Origin of the sequence: Polynucleobacter sp. IMCC30063, assembly GCF_021395235.1 — a bacterium.
In the GTDB taxonomy this organism is placed as follows: Bacteria; Pseudomonadota; Gammaproteobacteria; order Burkholderiales; family Burkholderiaceae; genus Polynucleobacter.
Genome location: NZ_JAJVCQ010000003.1, coordinates 86,857 through 106,641, shown reverse-complemented (window position 1 = coordinate 106,641; position 19,785 = coordinate 86,857). Strand labels below are relative to the sequence as shown.

Sequence of the window (19,785 nt, the reverse complement as noted above, 5' to 3'; positions counted from 1 at the left end):
GTTTTAGGTAATGTAAAACGCTAAATTTTGGCTGCGCACTTGATTGCCTAAACTAGCGCCATAACCTAACGCCGTTTCAGAGAATCTGCTTGCTAACGTATTGGTCCTTACCTTAAGACAAAGTCTTAAGTAATTAGGGACATACAACGTTAAAGCCTGTTTTAATAATTGATATTTAGAGCCTCCTGGAAAAAAGGCCAAGGCATCATCATGTGATTGATCCTCTAGCTCAATATCCACATAATTATTATTTGGGGCAATTAAAGTACACCCTAAAACCGCTTGAGTACCCAATTCATTCCCCTGGATACCGAGTCGCAAAGCGAACTGATTTGGAATTACTTCACGCACAACAGGGCAAGAAGTTATTTTTACTGTACCTGATCCGACTAGCGTATTGATGAGCGCCTCCAACCCAGAAACAGAACAGTAAGCCGTGGATAAGATGGAAGCAATTTTTAACATTTCTGGCCACTCATTAAATCGCTCTGCAATTTTTGGGGTCGATATACCAAGCCAACTAGCCCGCCTCATTTTTTGCCTAGTGTTATCACCCTCTTGAAGGCCAGTTGAAACCCTAAAGTGCGTCATAGCAGAAAGTAATAATGGGTAAAGTGCATAATGAAAGAGGTCAAAAAAGCGCCGATTAAAGCTGCGACCATCATGCTCTAAAGCCAATAGATCTTCACAATAAAAATTTGGCAATGGAGAAGTCACTCCATAAAGCCCAAAAAAAGTAGTTTCTACTAAGATCTTATGATCCTTTAGAACTTCTATGGAATTAATACTATGACTAGGAAAGCTAATTGAGAGACTTGGGCGTATGCGGATAAGCTGCTCAAATGATTCCTCCCAATTTTGCTCAGGAAAAACTTTTTTTAAACAATGCGCCAGCAGTCGCATCAATTGAAAAAATTCAATTTGATGTTGATTGCGAGTGATATAGCCTATTAGATCGTTTGCTTGGACGACAGGAGGTAAGACCATTCGTATAGTTCTCCATTAGTAACGTCCAGTACCCGAAGGGTCACATAAGTATTAAGCTCTACAAATCCAGCTAAAACATATGCAAGTACATTGGCAAACAAATATAAATCACCAGTACAGGGATAAAAACTATGATTCAGTTGTATCGTTACAACTGAGCCACGGTATAAATTTCCTTTGACTAACCGTGTATCGTTAGTTAGAGAAATGTTCTCAATTCCTTCGACGCGCCTGCGCTGAGCGACGACTCGACCAACATCTTCCCCGCCTTCTGGAAGATATAAAGTTAGGAGCTCTTTAAGCGTTTTAGTATCAGCCGCTGCCCCTAAATTTAAACGCGCATGCGCAGCGACTTTCCACATGCCATCACGCCCAATAGCAGGCCTTGTCGCCCCAATAGGAACAGTAATATTGGTAACGGTGACCTTCTCAGGCGATTGCGGAGTACGTAGATTAATTTCACCCAGTCGAATGCGTTCAGCCAAGGCGCCATTAGTGCAGCGGACAAATAATGAGAGGGTTTCACGCTTTGGATTAGCGCCAATAAATGAGCCTATGCTGGAATCATTAAAAGGTAAGCGGAGAAAATGGTTGATTTGACCCTGCCGAACACCCTCTTGCGCAATCACTTGATAAGAATGACCATTAGCGCCGACAAAAACAGAGGAGGTTGGGTAGTATTCATGCTCAATTGAGTTTCCCTCTTCGCGCCCAGTTACCTTTTGAACATCAAAAATTTGTACTTTATCGCTATCAAAACCTAATGGGGCAATTAAATAATTTTCCTGCAAACCTGTCCTTTGGATTGGAATGGCGGTCGTATCAAAGATGTTACAAGCAGGCACTGCATTTAGCGTAAAGTGTGCGTTGCTGATTTTATTAACGTGCTGACCTTTGTAAATAAAATCAAAATCAATACTAAATTCTGTTGCACCTGGCGGTTTCGGTGCAGCATTAAATCCAGAAAGTTCAATAAAAAAACCTCTCTCTGGAAAGGCCTGCGACTGTCTTGCCCAACGTAAATGTTTTGCAATTACAGCCTTGACAGGGAATAACGATTTATCAGGGTCCAAACCAGGAAACTGAACTGTTAAGGGATAGCTCTGCGCATCCTTATCGGCACCAAAGCGAACTGAAACTTTTTTTAGCTTGTGTAATACGGTGTAAGCCATATTTGCGGCTTCAGGATAAGGGCCTGAAAAATAGATCGATAACTTGTCTCCTGCCCATTGCGCTAAGAGTAAATTTTGTAATTCCAAATGCAAACTAATGCGGCCGTTATTACCAACTGTTTCTGTTGCACAAGAAATTAAATGGACTGGCTGAATGGTGAAAGGCCAAGAGGTTGAAAAAATACAAGAGGTTCCATCTACGGGCTGGGAAGCAAATTCTGAGCCTGCCTTAATTTCAACACCCTTTGGATTTTTACCGATGCCCTCTATTTGTAATACGGTCATCGCAGGCAAAGGGCCCACAATATCAGTTCCAACTAGCGATACTACGTCGCTAATAAACTCTGGCACTTCGTCGTCTAATTTTTTGCGAACCAAGGCCGTTAAAAATGCGACTCCTTGCAACAGGCGCTCCACATCGGGGTCACCACTTTCGCCTCCTAAATAAGAAGCCACCATAGGCTGCTCTTGCGCAAACTCTTGGCCCAAAGTTCGTAAGCGCGATAATTCTTGAAGATAAACCCCCTCAAAATCCACGGTTTTCCTCTAGAGTAATACGGCCACCAGAGTTTAATTTCAGATCCACGATAAATTCCCGCTTTACATCCCCAATTTCAGAGATGTCAATCATCCCTCGCAACTCATAGCGAAAGGCGGTAGTATTCTTTTCGTCAATAACTTGAGTAATAGAGGGCTCAATATAGCGCTTTTCATAGATTTGAATTTGCTCCACAATGTCTTGCTCCAATTGCTCATTGGACTCTAAATGAAGAGTGCCAGCAATGTTGGCCATATCCGGCAACCCATAATAGGGATCAATAGCTGGATCGCCTCTCCGGGTATTGAGTAGTCGTTCGAGATAACTTATGATAGAACGTTTAATCGCAACCTCATGGGGCACTACCACACCGGTTGGATTGGATACTTCTAAATTAGCTATGCGCTCAAGTAATCTTGTACGCATAGCTATTCTAAGGACTCAATTACAGCGGACAAAGGCTGTAATAATTACTTGCTGCCTGTCCAGCTATAAGTAAACTCTTTCGACTTCAACTCATCGGTTCCCGTAATGCTTTCGGTAGTCATGGATATCGTTTCCATAAAACCTAAAGGGCCATTCTCAGACAATAAAGTCATTGGATTATCGTAATCGATCGCAGTCACGATGGCATTTTTAAGTTCAATAGTGTAGTAATTTTGTGGCTTACCATCTTTAGAAATATTCATAAACATGACTTTTACATCTGTTAGCACTTCACCAGTTGTAAGCGCTTGAGCCAATAAAGGAGAGGCTTCATCTACCTCCTTAGTAACCCGAATTGGTGCAATATGCACAGAACCGGTGGGCTGACCTGTTTGGGTATTTGTTGGAATTTCAAGTGTATTTTCATACCGATATACGATCATTTGATTCGTATGCCCTTGAATTTGGCAACTTCCTTGAATGGCGCCTTGTTTGGAGCCTGTAGCAGTCATATATGCATTTGTTGACATCGAAAAACCTCAAATAAAAATTGTTAAATAATTGTAATTTCTATAACCTCATGTAGAAGTTATTTCTTTTCCAATTTACCTGTAAGTGAAAGCGTAAAATATGCGCCCATGTATTTAAAGTGCGGTCTTACTGTCATATTGCAACGGTACCAACCTGGATCTCCATCCACATCTTCCACGGTAATATTAGCTTGACGCAAAGGCCGCTGGCTACGTACTGCAGCAGTAGGCGCCTCCATATCTGCAACGTATTGACTAATCCACTTATTCAGTTCATCTTGAATATCAGATTTCTCTTTCCAAGTACCAATATTTTCACGTTGCAAGACCTTAAGGTAGTGAGCAAGGCGGTCAACAATAAACATATAGGGCAATTGAGTGCCTAATTTATAATTGGTCTCCGCAATTTTGCCTTCAGGAGTATTGCCGTAAAACTTGGGTTTTTGTGCTGAATTGGCCGAGAAAAACGAGGCATTATTGGTATCTTTACGCATCGTTAAAGCAATAAAGCCTTGTTCCGATAATTCAAACTCACGACGCTCAGAGATCAGTACTTCGGTCGGAATCTTAGCTTGTAAAGTTCCCATTGCTTCGTAGGTATAAATAGGCAAGCCATCCACTTCACCGCCACCCTGTGGTCCAATAATATTGGCGCACCAACGGTAATCAGCAAAGCTAGCAGTTAAACGCGTAGCAAAGGCAAAGGAAGCATTACCCCAAAGAAAATTAGAATTACCGCCACTTACATCTTCGTTATAAACAAACTTCTTGGAGGGTATGGTGTTATCGCCATAAGGGGTGCGCAATAAGAAATGAGGCATAACTAAACCAACATTGCGCGAGTCATCGTTATCGCGAAAACCATTCCACATTTCATACTGAGGCATTTCAAAAATAGACGATAGATCCTTTAAATCTGGCAACTTCGCATAATCTTGTAAGCCAAAAAAGGATGCGCCAGCAGAACCAATGAAGGGGGCATGCGCCATAGCAGCAATACTAGCCACTGAAGTTAACAAGGCTACGTCTTCTTGGCCTGGACCAAAATCAAAGTTGGAGATCATCGCACCCCATGGTTGGCCACCAAACTGACCATACTCAGAGGTATAAGCTATTTTATAAAGACCAGACTTGGTAATATCTGGAGAGTCTTGAAAGTCACTTAATAAATCATCTTTCGTGGCGTTCATAAAGCCAATTTTAATATTCTCACGAAAATTGGTATTTTTGACTAAATACATCATTCCGCGCCATGCTGATTCCAGTTTTTGAAACTCAGGATTATGCAAAATCTGATCAACCTGCATGCCTAACTTTTGGTCAAGGTCAGCAATCATCTCATCCGCTAAGGCTGCAGTAACGCGATCCGTTGCATAAGCCGGCTCAAGAAGAGAGGCGACAAATGATTGCAAGCCCTCTTTAGTAACAGCATAGGCTGCATCGCCCGGCTTTACATTCGATGTTGCTAAAAGTTGATCAATTAAAGAAGGTCCAGCGGCTGATGGGGCTGCACCAGCTGCTGGTGTTGAATTAGTTTGTTCGTCTGCCATAGTAGTTCCTAAAATAAATGTATTTAATAATTATTATTTGTTTAGACCAAGTTCAGTCAAGAGTTTTGCGCGAGTTGCTGGATCTGTAACCAAACTTTGTAATTTGTTCCGAAAATCTGGCACATTACCTAGGGGACCCTTCAGGGCTTTTAATGCTCCGCGCAACTCTAACAACTTAGTCAACTCTGGAACATTGCTAACAATATTATCGGGAGTGAAATCATCCAACGAATTAAATTTCAAATTAACAGCTAACATTCCATTGGGATTGGCAGGATCTAATTTATTAGGGACTGTCATGCTTAAAGCCAAATTTTGCGCTTTCATAACGTCAAAGAAAGTATCTGCATCGATATCAATAGGGGCACGGTCTTCAATTGGCCGTGCATCAGGGCGCTGCGTAAAATCTCCCACAACCAATAGTTTTAACGGTAATTCAATTTGCTCTTCAGCGCCGCCTGTAGCGGGCTTAAAGGTGATATTAATGCGCTCCTTTGGTGCTACAGAACCTTCTGTGGACATACTCGCACTCCTTCAAATTAACAATGTTTGTTACTAAAAATTGATCACGGAAAAGTGATATTACTATTGAATTAAGTTAAGTCAAAGACAAAAAACGTAATAAATAATAAATAATTTTTTACGTATCAGGGTTACTACTAACATTAGTTATTTTCTAGTATTTCATTACCAAAAAATCATCAATATTTTAGCAAGTTAGATTTGCAGCAAAATAGCTAATTGCACCAAAATTAAGCACAATAATTATAAGAAATAAACTAGGCTTGATCACAAGCTGTAGTGATTTTTTATCAAAAAATACTACCTATAGGGTTTTATCAAAAAATTAATTACTAAGGACTTAACACCAGTAAAGTAACTTGACCAGGGGTCATATGCATACCTTCGCAATTACTGAGGTTTTGGATGGTTGTATCAAAAGTTGTTGTCGTAGGACCAGCATCCATAAGTACAGTAAAAGAACCCAGATCAGAAAAGGTTGGTCCCATGCACATACCACTTGCGAGGCCCAGTCCCACATCACCCTCCGAGAAAAGTACATCACAAAGCATGGTTTGAATTGGAGTGCCTTCTACCAAAATATTTGGGGCCATAGGCAAGGCCATTGCCGTTTCCGATAAATTAACAAAAGGAATTACAACAGGACCATCATCACAAACGTCTGGCAAGCCCATATTGAGCACTAACATGTTATTTGCAAAGCCTGGCATATTTAGATCATCCTATCTCTTAAACGGCGATTGAGGTAATAATGCCCTACTTAAGTTGGCATTGATAAAAGTGGTTGATTCTGTAGTTTTGGCTCTAGAAAAATCTGCGTGAGTCAAATCACAGTCGTCAAAACATGTTCCCGTTAAATTACTATTTCGAAAAGCAGCGCCAATCATTTTTGAGGAAAGAAAAGTAACATTAGTGAGATTGGCGCGCTCAAAATGACATCCAGCAGCGGATATTTGAATTGCGCTGGAATTGGTCATATTGGCCAATGAAAAATTACTTTTATCTAATTTTGCTAAATGAAAATTGGATTGACTAATATTGGCTCCCCGAAAAAAACTTGCGGTAATAGTTGCGCCCTGAAAATTAGATTTACTCATAGTGGTGCCCAAAACAACATTCGTACTAATAAATTGCGCACCAGAAAAATCAGCCGAATTGAAATAACAGCGTTGCAAACTCGCCCTAGCTAAATTTACTTTTTGCATCTGAATACCATCTTTAGCGTGACATCCCAACATAAATGCAAATGACAAATCAGCCTCGGTAAAGTCTATCGCCCCAATCTGCATCGCGTCAATAGCGTCGTCAATATGAGGAGCGTGGGTATTACTAAATTTCTCTAAATCAGGATTAAGGTGTATACCCAGCCATTTAGATTTAGTCAAATTTGCCTTACTGAAATTACCTTTTATAAATTGCGTAGCAATAAAAGAGGTCTCTTCCATATCAGCGCCCTGCATATCAGCGCCGTCAATAATGGCCTTATCGAAAATTGCACCTTTCAAATTAGCACCAGTCATTTTGGTATTACGTAAAGTGGCTCCTCCAAAATTGACTCCACTAAGATTGGCATTTGATAAATCAGCATTGGTTAAATTTGCTTCAGCTAAAGTTGAGTCATGCAAGTCGATGCCAATTAAAGATGCTGCAGTTAAATTAGCTCCATCTAAAAAAACTCCAACCAACTCTACCCCGTCTAAATTGCGATTCGATAAATCGGCGCCCAATAAATCCGTAAACATTGTGCCTTCAGGTGGATGGGGTATCTTTGCATAGCGCTCAATATGGTCACCAATTAAACGTGGGTCTGCCAGTGGCGCACCAATCACTGACATATGCACTGTCGACCGATACCGTACAGAAGCCATCCGCATCACATCAGCTAAATCTTTTTGCGACTGCTGTAATTTAGTTAACTCTTCTCCAGAGAGTCTATGCTCCGCATCCTTTAGTGAGTTAAGGGTAATGGCAAATCGCCTACTCGGAGGTCCGTCTAATTGAGTGACTGCTGGATGGTGAGGATGATCTTTGGTTTTCTTTCTAATTTCTTTAAAAACATCTTTGCGATGTTTATCGCCGATCTCTTTAAGTCGTTTGACCAAGTGGCTTAAACGTACTACATCGGGCTTAGGAGAAACTAGTATCTCTCCCATTTCCATACCCAAGGCTGCAGCCTCAGCCGCCTCTGCCTGAGTTTGCTCTTGTACTTTTTGATCAGGTTTTATCTCATTCATTGCAGCACCTCATTGAGGCTTAGATGAAAACAAAGGCGTACCATGATCATGTCCTGCTTTTTGAGCATCTATTGCATGTTGCATGGCCTTATTAATACGGTCCTTTGCATTTTGTGGAATCTCCGGCAGAATTAGGCCATTCTGTCCTTTAGGCAATAAACCAGAGTCATCAAGCATCATTAGTGCTGTAGTTTGTTCTTTTTCACCTGAACGTATATCAATTTGTAATGCGTAGTCACTTTCAGTGCGCGGGCTATCGGCGTCCTCTAATGCCCCAAACAATAAATCAACATCGTAAGCGTCCGTCTCTTGGATGGGAATGGTGCCTCGCCACATCATCCCAAGTAAATTCACGTGCGGGATAAGCCAGAGCGTATCCATTTGCATCTTAATGGGATACAACTGCTTCCCGCTATCTTTCAATGTGATGTAGCAACGTGCCTGCCAATCCGGCAAAACCCATCTCACAACCTCTCCTTTTGGGTGCATACCAGAGCACGTAATAATGTCTCCTGGCAAAAAGGCTTCATCCATTTGCTGATCAGGTGCTGACATCATAAATTGCTCAGGCGGTGTATCACTTGGAAAACCAGGATACTCCTCCTTACGCCAGCGCTCGTTATAAGTACCCTTGGGTTTAAAACGGCCTGAAGCTTCAATAGGTAGCGGACCAAAACCTGCTGGAAAAGAATTTTCGCTAGGCGATGCAAGTGGATTGTTTTTATATTCAATTTGCGGCATCAGTTTGCCTACCCAATCACTGTCGTATTGCCCAATACCATTTGGATTAATGGGGTTAGATTTGCTACCAAAAGCAAGTTGCCAATCTAATAACAGGGGAGCTGATAAATTTCCAGGCTTACCAGGCATAGCAATTCCTGCATAACTAGTCCATTTACGAGGACCAGTAACGTAAAGTATTTTTTCTGAAATTATTTCTTTATTACGAGTAATAGAAATTGCCAACTCTACTTCCTTAGCTGAAGAATTAGTCGGAAATGCTTTACCAAAAGCCAGCCACTCACTACGAAACTTAGGCATCATTAAATCGGGAGCAGTTTTTGGTGGCAGCACATCTTTTAATGCCTTCCAAATCTTCTGATCACTCGTTAAAACTGGAAAAGTGCCGCTCATTTCAAAGCCAGTCATACTGGTAACCATAAGCTCTGTGTTATTTCCAGTAACCATAGGTCGCCCACCCAAGGTGATGGCTTGAGGTTTGATCAGGCGCATTAAGGTTTTAGGGTTAGGATAATTTCAGAGTTTTCAGTAAGCAACTCAATTAACTGATCACGTGACATATTAAACTCTGGGTATTCGTCCCTGATTTCTTTGCTAGAAAGAACTATATCAGCATTTATAGCAATGTACCGCTTTCGCTGAGTTGGATTTAAGCTATGCCAAAAAGAAATAAAGTTTTCTTCTGGAGCTATATATACGCCACTATTTGTTGGGCTTAAAGGTTCATTTTTAATAGGCATATTAACTATTTTAGTTTGTTAAGTTTTATCCATTAAACGCTAATAAATTAATTAAAAACTTTTTGCCACCAAGGTTTATCACTGCTTGTACCACTGCCAGAAGAACTGTCATCCGAAGAAGAGCTAGAGCCACTACTTGATGAGCTACCTGAAGAACTTGAACTATCAGAGGAGCTGGAGCTACTTTTATCCGAAGAAGAGCTAGAGCCACTACTTGATGAGCTACCTGAAGAACTTGAACTATCAGAGGAGCTGGAGCTACTTTTATCCGAAGAAGAGCTAGAGCCACTACTTGATGAGCTACCTGAAGAACTTGAACTATCAGAGGAGCTAGAGCTACTTTTATCCGAAGAAGAGCTAGAGCCACTACTTGATGAGCTACCTGAAGAACTTGAACTATCAGAGGAGCTGGAGCTACTTTTATCCGAAGAAGAGCTAGAGCCACTACTTGATGAGCTACCTGAAGAACTTGAACTATCAGAGGAGCTAGAGCTGCTTTTATCTGAAGAAGAGCTAGAGCTGCTTTTATCTGAAGAAGAGCTAGAGCCACTACTTGATGAGCTACCTGAAGAACTTGAACTATCAGAGGAGCTAGAGCTACTCTTATCAGAGGAAGAGCTTGAGCCACTACTAGAGGAGCTATCAGAAGAGCTAGATGAACTATCAGAGGAGCTAGAGCTGCTTTTATCTGAAGAAGAGCTAGAGCTGCTTTTATCTGAAGAAGAGCTAGAGCCACTACTTGATGAGCTACCTGAAGAACTTGAACTATCAGAGGAGCTAGAGCTACTCTTATCAGAGGAAGAGCTTGAGCCACTACTAGAGGAGCTATCAGAAGAGCTAGATGAACTATCAGAGGAGCTAGAGCTGCTTTTATCTGAAGAAGAGCTAGAGCTGCTTTTATCTGAAGAAGAGCTAGAGCCACTACTTGATGAGCTACCTGAAGAACTTGAACTATCAGAGGAGCTAGAGCTACTCTTATCAGAGGAAGAGCTTGAGCCACTACTAGAGGAGCTATCAGAAGAGCTAGATGAACTATCAGAGGTAGAGCTTGATGAACCATCAGAAGAGCTAGAGCTACTCTCATCAGAGCTACCACTCTTACCTTGGTCCATATCGGTAATGGCATCTTGATCCGTGCCAATTGCAGCTGCTGTAGCACCTGCGCTCGCACCAGCAAAAATAGCTCTAGCTACCCCATTAATAGTCAAGATAGTATCTGGTGCCATTTTAGTGAAGCCCAATAAGCCATATTTTGAAAAAGTAGTGACCATATCATTGGTGCTTGCTGCCAGTTTTTGTGCACTTGATGCAGTTTTATAAGATGTATTTGCTTCATCCGCAAGCCTTGCAGTATCTTCAGCGGCCTCATCAGATTCCATAGACGCTTCAAGTGCAATATCAGCTGATTCTTCTGCGCCTTTTTCAGATATATTCGCGGCTAACTCCATAACTGCCTTTGAAATACTTGCTGCCGTTTTAGCTTCGGCAGCCGTATCAGCTGCCGTAGCAGCAACTGCACCACTAGCCGCTCCGGGGCTCACCGTCATTAGGCCAGTCATTTTAATGTTGGTTGTGTGAGAAGCCCAGTCGACTATCACCAATTTTTGCTCAATCATTTTCATTTCCATGATCAAGGTAGTTAATGGCATAGAAGCACCAACAATAGTATCCGCCTTCAAACCTATAATCGTTCCACTCGACATCCCTAATGTCGTCGCACTTCCCATCCCCTCTGTGGTGTTATTAGTTCCACCCATATAAGAGCTGTTGTAAACATTTTGGTAAAAATTAAACTGGCCACCATAGGTTTGATTTGATGCGCTGCCTTGATTAACCGTAAATTCAACGAATGGAGGCATGTTATCTGCACCAGAATTGGCAATAATCTCTGCTAGGGCTGGTATGAATGCTGCGCCACTACTTGCGCCCAAAGTAAATGCTACATTTAAAGTGGAAGAAGCCCATTCCCCACCAGTAGTTGGAGGAGGTGTATCAAAATCCTGACTTGAACTACTGGAGGAAGAGCCTTCGCCCATAGCTGAAATTTGATTAAAAGCTTGTGGTATTACTATCTGCACATATGACGAAGATGAAGAAGAACTAGAAGAACTTGAACTTGAATAAGTGGGTCCGGGGCCTGCAGAACCATATGTATGAATTGTTACGCCATTGACAGCAAAAGTGTGATTATTTGAAACATAAATGTTTTGACTGCCCATGACGGTTTGGCTATGGGTGTAACTACTAGTACTCGAAGTACCATAGTTTTCTGTTAAGGTTGCAGCAGTCAATACATCATTAGCATCAACATAAACATTACGCGAACCATAAATCGCCTGCTGAAATGCATAAGGGGAGCTGGAGCTGGAGCCTGAACTAGAACTTGAGGCTAAACTATTAGTGCCAACGATTGAATAAACTGTTCCCCCGATTGCTTCCCAATCATCACCAGATTGTTGCTTAACACTTTGCCCCAATATATTGACGTAGCTGGCAGCATAAGCTTCACGCTGAGCGGACGTTAAGCCCTCGCCTATAACATGTTGAAATACCTGGCCAGTATTTTGAAAATGAGCCCCGGTAGTCGCTTGCAGCCGATTGCCCCCTGCTGCATCCCAGCGGTGAGAGCCCGATACCTGATATGCCATACCGGGGGTGACCATTCCCATATGGTGATTTGATGAAACACCCGAACCCCCTGATGAGCTTGACGAACTATTTTGCGCCATCCAATTGAGTGCGGCCTCTACTAAGGATGGTAATGTAGCAGCAATAAACTCTTGGGTTTGTGCTGGCATGGTATCAAAATTTGGGATAACATATGACCAGGCCTTCTGAAGCGCGGGAGGCAATGATTCTTGCGTAGAACTAGAACTGCTATTGGAATTACTACTAGAGCTTGAACTGGACGAACTACTACTAGGCGCAAAGACGGCTGCCGCACTTTTTTTAATCTTATCTGTCTTCGATCGATCCATAACTGTTTTTAGGGGAAACTAAGTTTAAAAAATAAGACTGACTTAAGCGATAGATACATTATCGATCAAACCTACAAATTATTTTCAAAAAAATATTAGAAAAGATAAAGAAATAGGGCCGCCTTAACCACTCCATTGGATACCTTTAAGTCTAATAGCTTTTATTTAAGCTTGCTTTTGCCTCAGGCCATGGCGTAAAGGAAACTGAGTCAATTTTCTGACCTAAAATAGCCCTACCCTTGTCAATCAAAGCCACCTTTGACCTCATGGCATGCACAATTGCAGGGTTAACTATCGACCTTTCTCTTGTCATATATTCTTCAAACTCCCAGTTACTTCCATCTGGTAGATTACCGCCCAAAGCATTAGTCCACTCGCTTGCCCAGTGATCAATGTGCCTTGAGTGAAGATGTTTGCAGTAATCCAGGCTAAATAAATGGGTTAATACCGCGTCAGTCACTTCTTCGGGCAAACTAAGTCCATAAGCGTTCTGGTGCTCATCAAATAGTATAGAAGTAGCAAGAATTTGCTCGATCATATTTTTTTTGCAAATAAAAAACCCGCCATTAGTGTTGTATAAAATTTTTTGCTTAACTCCAAAACTGCGCCATAAGTCAACCATCATACTATTTGGCATACTCCACCAATCAGGCCTTTTAGTGGAGGGCGAATTAATGGGAGACTCTAAAAAAGTATGCCAAGAATCTCCCGCTAATAAATCGGGTAAGGCTATAGTTGGTTTTCTTACGAAATAATGGTCGCTATCAATAAATATAAAATTGTCGTAATCTAATTCACGCAATTTATACAGATAATGAAATTTCCACTTTTGATGAAAATCTAAATTAATTTCAGAATCTAATGGACAGGAAATAGCACGGGCAATCGGCTCATCGGAAAATGTTAAAAAATCATAGTTGAGCCCAACGCCCTTAACCGACGCAACTAGCGATTGCAACATATAGCGATAATCACCCCAGGCTACCGACCAAATTAAAGTCTTAATTTAAATCCCTTTAAAAATATATTTATATGTTAACTATATGAATTATCTTAAACCAATTTTCTTTGGCTACTTTTACATTGCACCAAAGATCACGTGTAAATTCAGAAGCCAATAATCCCTTTTGCTTTCTTAAATCATGGTTCATCAATATCGATAAAACTTCTTGAGCATCCTCTAGGGTATCCCATAAATACCCAGTTCTTTGATTCCAAACCATATTGGGGAAATTCCATTGATTCGGAGCAACAATTGGGCACCCAGTTAGTTGCGCCTCTATTAAGCTCCGAGATTGATTTTCTATAAATTTATGGTTGCAATTGTATAAATAAATATCAATCGTTTCTAACCATTTTTGGGTATTCATACCATTCTCAGGTAAAAATTCCCAGGAGTTTGAAAAATTAAACCAAGCATATTTTTTTTGAAGTGAATCATTCCAGCCCATGATTTTAAAATCTACGGGTAAATTACGAGTGGCTGATTCATAAAAAATTGGAAAGTCTTCTGAATATTTCATTGTGTCTGCACGACTAATTTTTCCACAAGTGACCGAGGTTTTTTGAGGGCGGTCAAAGTAAATCCAAGAATCAGAGTCAAAATAGTTTTCTAATACTGCAATTGCTTGACTTGGGTTGGCGTCTAAAACACTAGGAGCCATGAGCGACTTATGAAATGGCGAGGTAAAAAGTATGCAATTAATTTGACCTAAGGCAACAGCTTTAAGCTCATCAGGGGTATGCCACATCATATCGTTTGACCAAATAAATTTCAGGCCAGACTCCTGGATGAATTGAATACGATGCTTTTCCTCAAATATTCTAAAATTACAGTTTGCATACGCATAACCATTTAATCTTGGGCTTAGATTTGAAAATGAGGTGTATTTAATACCATTTTTATCCAAAAAATCAGTATTGTGCTTTTCCTTTAGGCGGAAATCATCATTGGGGATACAAGTAATATCAAAATCATTTTTTAGAAGTAGAAGTAAATCTTTTAAGCGTGTGTCTGCTCCACCGAGATCTGAAATCCACTGAAAAACATACAAAGAAGGTTTGAGCATTTAAGACGAACAGAGAACGATGGCTTATAAAAAACTAACAGTCGCCTATTCTCCCTCCCCATCGCTACCGGCTCCAAACTTACCCCCAAAAGCACCCAAAAACATCATAGATCCTTGGTTGGAGAGAAAGCGAACGCCACTGGTATTGGCCGTATCATCCAACTGGAATTGATTATTTGCATGAGAAATCATCTGGTTGACAGACGGATTTTGATTGTTAACCACATTTGGCGTAATGGAGTTAGCTAAAGCACCTGCAATTTCTGGCAGGTCAGGATCACCATTATTGAAAGTGAGCATAACTTCAGTACCAATTAACAGGGGAAATGAGAGTCCAGAATTACCCTGCTCGCCACCCCCGCCATAGGGAGTTGCCATCCGAATCCACGTCGATGCCTTACCCGCTGAATAAGAGTTAGCCGCAAAAGGAAATTTAACTTTATAGCGCCCTTGACTATCCAACTGAGGAATAGAAGAATCGCCATCGCCATCAATAATGCCTGGCAAAAAACCAGCGATCTTAGGCCACGGGGTTGTTTGTGACAGACGAAATTGAACGTCAGATGGAATAACTTCCAGGTCCGCGGTATAAAAATTCGCGCCCTCTCCATCAGCAGTATCTTGCGGGGCAGCATTTAAGCCAAAACCTGATTGGCTACCACGGTGATGCACCGCCACAACTCTAAACTTCGCATTTAGGGAATTCACTGGGTGGTTGCTAACAGATATAAGTGTGCCCGGTGCTATTCCTGTCACAAAGGTTTTACCGCGAACAACCATTCCAAAGGTGGAGCCCGCCTCAATACGTAACTCAGCATATTTTTTGGCATTACTATTCTTCAATAAATTACCACCAAAAATAAAATGCTGTCCCCATAGAGCCTTATTATTTTGCTTCTTTCCGTCGACTATATCCTGGGCATGCTGATAGTTATAGTCTTGCAATTGCACCGTATTCATATTTAAGCTTTGTACGGCATTAAAACTCATCAAAGCTTCACTAGACTGAGTTTTATTCATGGTGCCTTGCTGAATATATTTTAAGTTCACTATAGATGCAGGAAAACTCATATTGTCATCAATGATGACCATTTCCTCACATGAACTTCCCTGTTTAAAGTAATAAAAAGCCCCTTCATATTCCAGCCACCGCTGCATGAAATCGAAATCACTCTCCTGAAATTGCATAATAAATTGCCGCGTCATAATTGGCGGATTCAGGGTAAATTGATAATTAGTTCCAGACTGAAAAGAGTAACGATTAAAAACAGTGGTTAAGAGACTTGTTAAGTTATAGCCCTGGGTTGTATTGGTATAAACATAATTTAATATCGTTTGCCTCAATTGAGTAATCGAAGGCTCAATACGCAAACGAAAATGCATGTATTTATCTAGGGTCGTGCTAAAACTTTCAGCGCGGGTAACAATGCCATGATAAGAATTAGACTTTCCATTCCAAGGGGGGGATATAGTCAACATTGCCGGCTTACCCATCAACTCTTCCAAGTTCAGTCCCACTACTTTTGAAACAACATCAATATCAAAATAATAAGGTTGGCCTAATCTCTCCTGCCCATCGATGGCTGATACCTGAAAGTTCGGATTCTGACTTGATGAAACCTGAAATTGATAAGAGCCGAAGTTACTATTAGCCATGCTGCTAACCCATATGAATTTGTTTACTTTGCATCTTAATTAATTCCTCACCAGATATAGCAGTGACAGCGCCATTCATTTCTAATAAGGTAGGGCTTTCGAGTTTTAGATGCCCTGCGCGTGTTTCGTCCAATTCCTCTACCCTCTTAATGCTTCTTTTTGCTAGCATAAAAAATGTACCGAAACTAACTAAACAGTTCTCTACAAAGTCCTCTACCGAGTCAACAACCCGTTTCAATTTGCCAATATGGCACTCTACCTTTTCCGAGAACACCGCCATCTCGATACTTTTGATACTCAAGGAAGGGGTAATTATTTCTAACGGCGCACTAAAATGCAAAACGGATTCCTTATTAGGCTCTAATCGCTCTACGATTGATAAGATATAAGCATGGCCATCTCCTGCAAGAGCGCAAATAACCATATCGCCAACTCTTGGCTCTACCAAACAACTGGCAGAGAGTAGAGCGGGAGCATTATTTTTAATGCGTAAGGGATCAACCGAAATAATAGCGGTTTTAACTAACCGTACTTCACTATCAACGGCGACTAAATGATCAGTTTTTGGAAAGTCCATTATTCATTTTCCCATATTAAGAGTTAGCCATCACAAAAGCTGCGTAATTTTTATCTGGCGGTCTGGTGGTGGCAAATGCTGAAAAATCAAATTTTGTCCCAGTTTGATTAGTCAAATCTAAACGTGTCTCATATAAAGAACTACCCGCAAAATTAGCATCGGTTAAATTTGAGCCAATTAAATCAGCTTGATTAAAAACAGCTTTTCTACAATCGGCTGCCTGCAAATCTGCATGATGCCAAACTGACCTGGAGGCTTCAAGCCCAACTAAAGAAGCCTTAACAAAAGTACTTCGTGTTGACTGAGCATTATTAAAAATAGACTGATCTAATTTAGCGCCATTTAAATTACAACGCATAAAGGTCGTATTAACCATATTACAATGATTTAATTGAGCACCACTTAAGATCGAATCAGTAAAACAAGCACCCATTAATTGGCTCCCACTGAAGTTAGTATTTTTTAATTGACTTTTACTAAACTGGGCGTGCGTTAAATTCATATTAGAAAAATTCATCCCATCAATTATTGAGCTAGAAAACACTGTAAACGAGGCATTCGCTCCTAAAAAAATACAGGTGCGTAAATCAATATTAAATAAAATCGTTTGCTTTAAATAAGCCCCAGTAAAATTTGTTCTCGTTTGAGCTGATAGTGGCATTCCTGCATTATCAAGATTTGCTCTAGTTAAATTAACATCTTTCATGGGGCTTTGTATAAATTTTGCCTCTGGTAAAACCGCATCGGTAGCATCTAAATTATTAACAGCACTTTGTAAAACCGACCACCGATAACCCCTTGCTTTGACGGCAGTGCAGTCAGTCATGGGTGTTTTGAAGAAAGTAGCATTTTGAAGATTTGCGTCATTAAAGCTACAGCGAGTGAACTTACAGTCCGAGAACATAGTGTCCTCTAAATTACATCCTTCAAATTGAATGTCTTCAAACTCACATTCCATAATCATTAATGCTTTAAAAGAAAGCCCACTACAATTAGCCCTACGAAAGTAAAGACGCATATCTGGCTTTCCACTATGAGTAATGGCAAGCAGCTTTTTTTGAGCTTCCTCGCCTTCAAGCCAATTCATTGTCTATTTATACCCTGATAATTGTTTACACTAATATGGCATGTTCAATTTAATTTACTCTAAATTTTAACCAATCATGTCACTGGCTCAAACCTGGATGATGCGCGGCTTAGAGCTTAAAAGGCGGGGCCATTTTGAAGAAGCGCTCCAAGCCTATGATTTATCTCTAAAAGCCGAACCAACGTATTACCCAGCTATTTATAATAAAGGGAATCTCCTTTTTTATCTTAAAAATTATATAGGGGCGCTGGCAGCCTATGAGTTGACCATTACCCTGAAGCCAGATTACCCAGAAGCTTGGTTTAATAAGGGCCTAACCTTCTATCATTTGCAGAAGTTAGCCCCTTCCTTAGCCGCCTACGATCAAGTGCTGGCGCTCAACCCAAAGGACCATGAGGCTTGGACAAACCGTGGGGTTATCCTTGGTAAGCTGCATCAATTCAAATTAGCCCTTACTTCTCATCAGCAAGCGATTAATTTAAAAGCTGATTTTGCAGTGGCTTACTTTAACCAAGCAATGGCTTTTTATGAATTAAAAGAATACCAAGAAGCCTTTCATGCGCTAAAACAAGCAGTCTCGATAGATGAGCATCTGGACTATCCCAGCGGATTTCTTGTTTATCTTCAATTACTAATTTGCGAATGGGATAACTTGGACAATCTTTTATCTCTAATTAAAGTAAAAATTCAAAATAATGAATGTGTTGGTAGCCCATTTTGGTTGCTGGCTATTGTAGATGACCCTTCTCTACTCCATCAGGCCAGTAAAAGCTGGAATAAAAATCAATTAAATACTATTTATGCAGAAAACGATCATCAACAGATCCCTTTTTTTAGTAGACCCCAAAAGAGAAAAATTCGTATAGGCTATTTTTCGACTGATTTTTATGAGCACGCAGTGATGAGTCTTATGGTTGGTGTATTTGAATTGCATGATGAAAATCAATTTGAGATATACGCCTTTATCCTAGCTCCCCCGGTAAACGACGCAATGAATCATCGTTTGCAGATGACCTTTAAGCAATTTATCGATGTGAATGATAAGTCGGATGAAGAAATTATTGGGCTATCAAGAAGCTTAGGCATCGATATAGCGGTTGATTTAACAGGTAACACCCGCTCAAATAGGGCTAATATTTTTGCCCAGCGATTGGCGCCTATACAAGTGAACTACTTAGGGTACCCTGGAACTATGGGCTCACATTTTTACGATTACTTAATTGCAGATCCAATTTTAATTCCATTGGAAAGCTTTATTCATTATTCTGAAAATATTGTTTATTTACCTAACTCATACCAACCCAATGATCACAAAAGAACAATTCCAGAAAATAAGCTGACAAGACATCAATATGGGCTAAGAGATGATCAGTTTGTGTTTTGCTGTTTTAATAATAATTTCAAAATTAATCCGGCAATTTTTACCTCCTGGATCAAAATTCTTCAGGCTGTCCCGAACGGGGTTTTGTGGCTTCTTGAGGATACTAAGGAAGCAAAGCAAAACCTTCAGAAACATTTCGCTAACCATAATATAGCTGGCGATAGGCTCATTTTTGCAAAACGAATTCCCCAGACTGAGCATATTGAGCGATATCAATTGGCGGATCTCTTTCTAGATACCTTTCCCTACAACGCCCATACCACAGCAAGCGATGCCCTTTGGGCTGGCCTACCATTAATTACTATCATGGGCAAGTCATTTGCCAGTCGCGTTGCTAGCAGCCTCTTGACGGCAATAAATCTTCCGGAATTAATTACGAACTCAAGAGCGGAATACGAATTATTAGCTATTGAATTAGCCACAAATAAAGATAAATTAAGTGCAGTAAAGCATCGGCTAAGGAATCATCGCTTTACCACCCCTCTTTTTGATACTAAAGCTATAACTACTAATCTTGAAAATTTATACAAAAAAATGAATCAAGTACATCAGAATTATGGCTCACCAAAGCATGTTTAAATTTAAAACAATATAATT

17 protein-coding genes are annotated in these 19,785 nt (G+C 40.6%); 1 reads left to right on the top strand and 16 read right to left on the bottom strand.

Features of this window, described 5'->3' with window-relative positions; translation table 11 throughout:
• Positions 1-3 precede the first annotated feature (3 nt).
• The 16 genes from tssG to LZG75_RS06940 form a co-directional block, all read right to left on the bottom strand.
• The gene (gene tssG, locus LZG75_RS07015; RefSeq protein ID WP_233936709.1) at positions 4-987 is read right to left on the bottom strand and encodes a type VI secretion system baseplate subunit TssG; all 984 of its coding nucleotides are present in this window, start codon (positions 985-987) and stop codon (positions 4-6) included.
• Positions 951-2,696 carry a type VI secretion system baseplate subunit TssF gene (gene tssF, locus LZG75_RS07010; RefSeq protein ID WP_233936705.1) on the bottom strand — a complete coding sequence of 582 codons (1,746 nt, stop codon included), beginning with the start codon at positions 2,694-2,696 and terminating at the stop codon, positions 951-953. Before tssF ends, tssG begins: the two co-directional genes overlap by 37 nt.
• Positions 2,686-3,123 carry a type VI secretion system baseplate subunit TssE gene (gene tssE, locus LZG75_RS07005; RefSeq protein WP_233936689.1) on the bottom strand — a complete coding sequence of 146 codons (438 nt, stop codon included), beginning with the start codon at positions 3,121-3,123 and terminating at the stop codon, positions 2,686-2,688. The genes tssF and tssE overlap by 11 nt, the downstream gene beginning before the upstream one ends.
• A 44-nt stretch (positions 3,124-3,167) precedes the next feature.
• On the bottom strand, positions 3,168-3,653 hold the full coding sequence (gene tssD, locus LZG75_RS07000; RefSeq protein ID WP_233936683.1) for a type VI secretion system tube protein TssD: 486 nt from the start codon (positions 3,651-3,653) through the stop codon (positions 3,168-3,170).
• Between the two features lie 59 nt (positions 3,654-3,712).
• The gene (gene tssC / locus LZG75_RS06995) at positions 3,713-5,203 is read right to left on the bottom strand and encodes a type VI secretion system contractile sheath large subunit (RefSeq protein WP_233936674.1); all 1,491 of its coding nucleotides are present in this window, start codon (positions 5,201-5,203) and stop codon (positions 3,713-3,715) included.
• A gap of 33 nt (positions 5,204-5,236) precedes the next feature.
• Entirely contained in the window at positions 5,237-5,725 is a 489-nt protein-coding gene (gene tssB, locus LZG75_RS06990) for a type VI secretion system contractile sheath small subunit (RefSeq protein WP_233936664.1), read from the bottom strand.
• A gap of 332 nt (positions 5,726-6,057) precedes the next feature.
• The gene (locus tag LZG75_RS06985; RefSeq protein ID WP_233936656.1) at positions 6,058-6,435 is read right to left on the bottom strand and encodes a PAAR-like domain-containing protein; all 378 of its coding nucleotides are present in this window, start codon (positions 6,433-6,435) and stop codon (positions 6,058-6,060) included.
• A gap of 12 nt (positions 6,436-6,447) precedes the next feature.
• Positions 6,448-7,959 (bottom strand): pentapeptide repeat-containing protein, encoded by a 1,512-nt coding sequence (locus LZG75_RS06980; RefSeq protein WP_233936654.1) that lies wholly within the window; start codon positions 7,957-7,959, stop codon positions 6,448-6,450.
• 9 nt (positions 7,960-7,968) lie between these two features.
• On the bottom strand, positions 7,969-9,192 hold the full coding sequence (locus tag LZG75_RS06975) for a DUF2169 domain-containing protein (protein ID WP_233936652.1): 1,224 nt from the start codon (positions 9,190-9,192) through the stop codon (positions 7,969-7,971).
• Positions 9,192-9,440, bottom strand: a complete 249-nt coding sequence (locus LZG75_RS06970; protein ID WP_233936651.1) for a hypothetical protein — start codon at positions 9,438-9,440, stop codon at positions 9,192-9,194. The genes LZG75_RS06975 and LZG75_RS06970 overlap by 1 nt, the downstream gene beginning before the upstream one ends.
• 47 nt (positions 9,441-9,487) lie before the next feature.
• Complete coding sequence (locus LZG75_RS06965) at positions 9,488-12,418, bottom strand: hypothetical protein (protein WP_233936649.1); 2,931 nt, start codon at positions 12,416-12,418, stop codon at positions 9,488-9,490.
• Positions 12,419-12,569: 151 nt separating this feature from the next.
• Positions 12,570-13,379 (bottom strand): hypothetical protein, encoded by an 810-nt coding sequence (locus LZG75_RS06960; protein ID WP_233936641.1) that lies wholly within the window; start codon positions 13,377-13,379, stop codon positions 12,570-12,572.
• Positions 13,380-13,446: 67 nt separating this feature from the next.
• Complete coding sequence (locus tag LZG75_RS06955) at positions 13,447-14,487, bottom strand: glycosyltransferase (protein ID WP_233936639.1); 1,041 nt, start codon at positions 14,485-14,487, stop codon at positions 13,447-13,449.
• Positions 14,488-14,532: 45 nt separating this feature from the next.
• Entirely contained in the window at positions 14,533-16,143 is a 1,611-nt protein-coding gene (locus tag LZG75_RS06950; protein WP_233936635.1) for a type VI secretion system Vgr family protein, read from the bottom strand.
• A 4-nt stretch (positions 16,144-16,147) separates the two neighbouring features.
• Positions 16,148-16,720, bottom strand: coding sequence for a DUF3540 domain-containing protein (locus LZG75_RS06945; RefSeq protein ID WP_233936633.1), 573 nt, complete (start codon positions 16,718-16,720; stop codon positions 16,148-16,150).
• A gap of 16 nt (positions 16,721-16,736) precedes the next feature.
• Positions 16,737-17,807, bottom strand: a complete 1,071-nt coding sequence (locus LZG75_RS06940) for a pentapeptide repeat-containing protein (RefSeq protein WP_233936632.1) — start codon at positions 17,805-17,807, stop codon at positions 16,737-16,739.
• A 76-nt stretch (positions 17,808-17,883) separates the two neighbouring features.
• On the opposite strand from LZG75_RS06940, the gene LZG75_RS06935 reads away from it, so the two are divergent.
• Positions 17,884-19,767: a glycosyltransferase family 41 protein gene (locus LZG75_RS06935; protein WP_233936631.1), complete on the top strand. Its 1,884-nt coding sequence runs from the start codon at positions 17,884-17,886 to the stop codon at positions 19,765-19,767.
• Positions 19,768-19,785 lie beyond the last annotated feature (18 nt).

Bases quoted from the DNA above. Each gene is read 5' to 3' on its own strand.
- tssG (WP_233936709.1), bottom strand. From the start codon at position 987: ATGGTCTTACCTCCTGTCGTCCAAGCAAACGATCTAATAGGCTATATC.
- tssE (WP_233936689.1), bottom strand. From the start codon at position 3,123: ATGCGTACAAGATTACTTGAGCGCATAGCTAATTTAGAAGTATCCAAT.
- tssD (WP_233936683.1), bottom strand. From the start codon at position 3,653: ATGTCAACAAATGCATATATGACTGCTACAGGCTCCAAACAAGGCGCC.
- tssC (WP_233936674.1), bottom strand. From the start codon at position 5,203: ATGGCAGACGAACAAACTAATTCAACACCAGCAGCTGGTGCAGCCCCA.
- tssB (WP_233936664.1), bottom strand. From the start codon at position 5,725: ATGTCCACAGAAGGTTCTGTAGCACCAAAGGAGCGCATTAATATCACC.
- LZG75_RS06985 (WP_233936656.1), bottom strand. From the start codon at position 6,435: ATGCCAGGCTTTGCAAATAACATGTTAGTGCTCAATATGGGCTTGCCA.
- LZG75_RS06980 (WP_233936654.1), bottom strand. From the start codon at position 7,959: ATGAATGAGATAAAACCTGATCAAAAAGTACAAGAGCAAACTCAGGCA.
- LZG75_RS06975 (WP_233936652.1), bottom strand. From the start codon at position 9,192: ATGCGCCTGATCAAACCTCAAGCCATCACCTTGGGTGGGCGACCTATG.
- LZG75_RS06970 (WP_233936651.1), bottom strand. From the start codon at position 9,440: ATGCCTATTAAAAATGAACCTTTAAGCCCAACAAATAGTGGCGTATAT.
- LZG75_RS06965 (WP_233936649.1), bottom strand. From the start codon at position 12,418: ATGGATCGATCGAAGACAGATAAGATTAAAAAAAGTGCGGCAGCCGTC.
- LZG75_RS06960 (WP_233936641.1), bottom strand. From the start codon at position 13,379: ATGTTGCAATCGCTAGTTGCGTCGGTTAAGGGCGTTGGGCTCAACTAT.
- LZG75_RS06955 (WP_233936639.1), bottom strand. From the start codon at position 14,487: ATGCTCAAACCTTCTTTGTATGTTTTTCAGTGGATTTCAGATCTCGGT.
- LZG75_RS06950 (WP_233936635.1), bottom strand. From the start codon at position 16,143: ATGGCTAATAGTAACTTCGGCTCTTATCAATTTCAGGTTTCATCAAGT.
- LZG75_RS06945 (WP_233936633.1), bottom strand. From the start codon at position 16,720: ATGGACTTTCCAAAAACTGATCATTTAGTCGCCGTTGATAGTGAAGTA.
- LZG75_RS06940 (WP_233936632.1), bottom strand. From the start codon at position 17,807: ATGAATTGGCTTGAAGGCGAGGAAGCTCAAAAAAAGCTGCTTGCCATT.
- LZG75_RS06935 (WP_233936631.1), top strand. From the start codon at position 17,884: ATGTCACTGGCTCAAACCTGGATGATGCGCGGCTTAGAGCTTAAAAGG.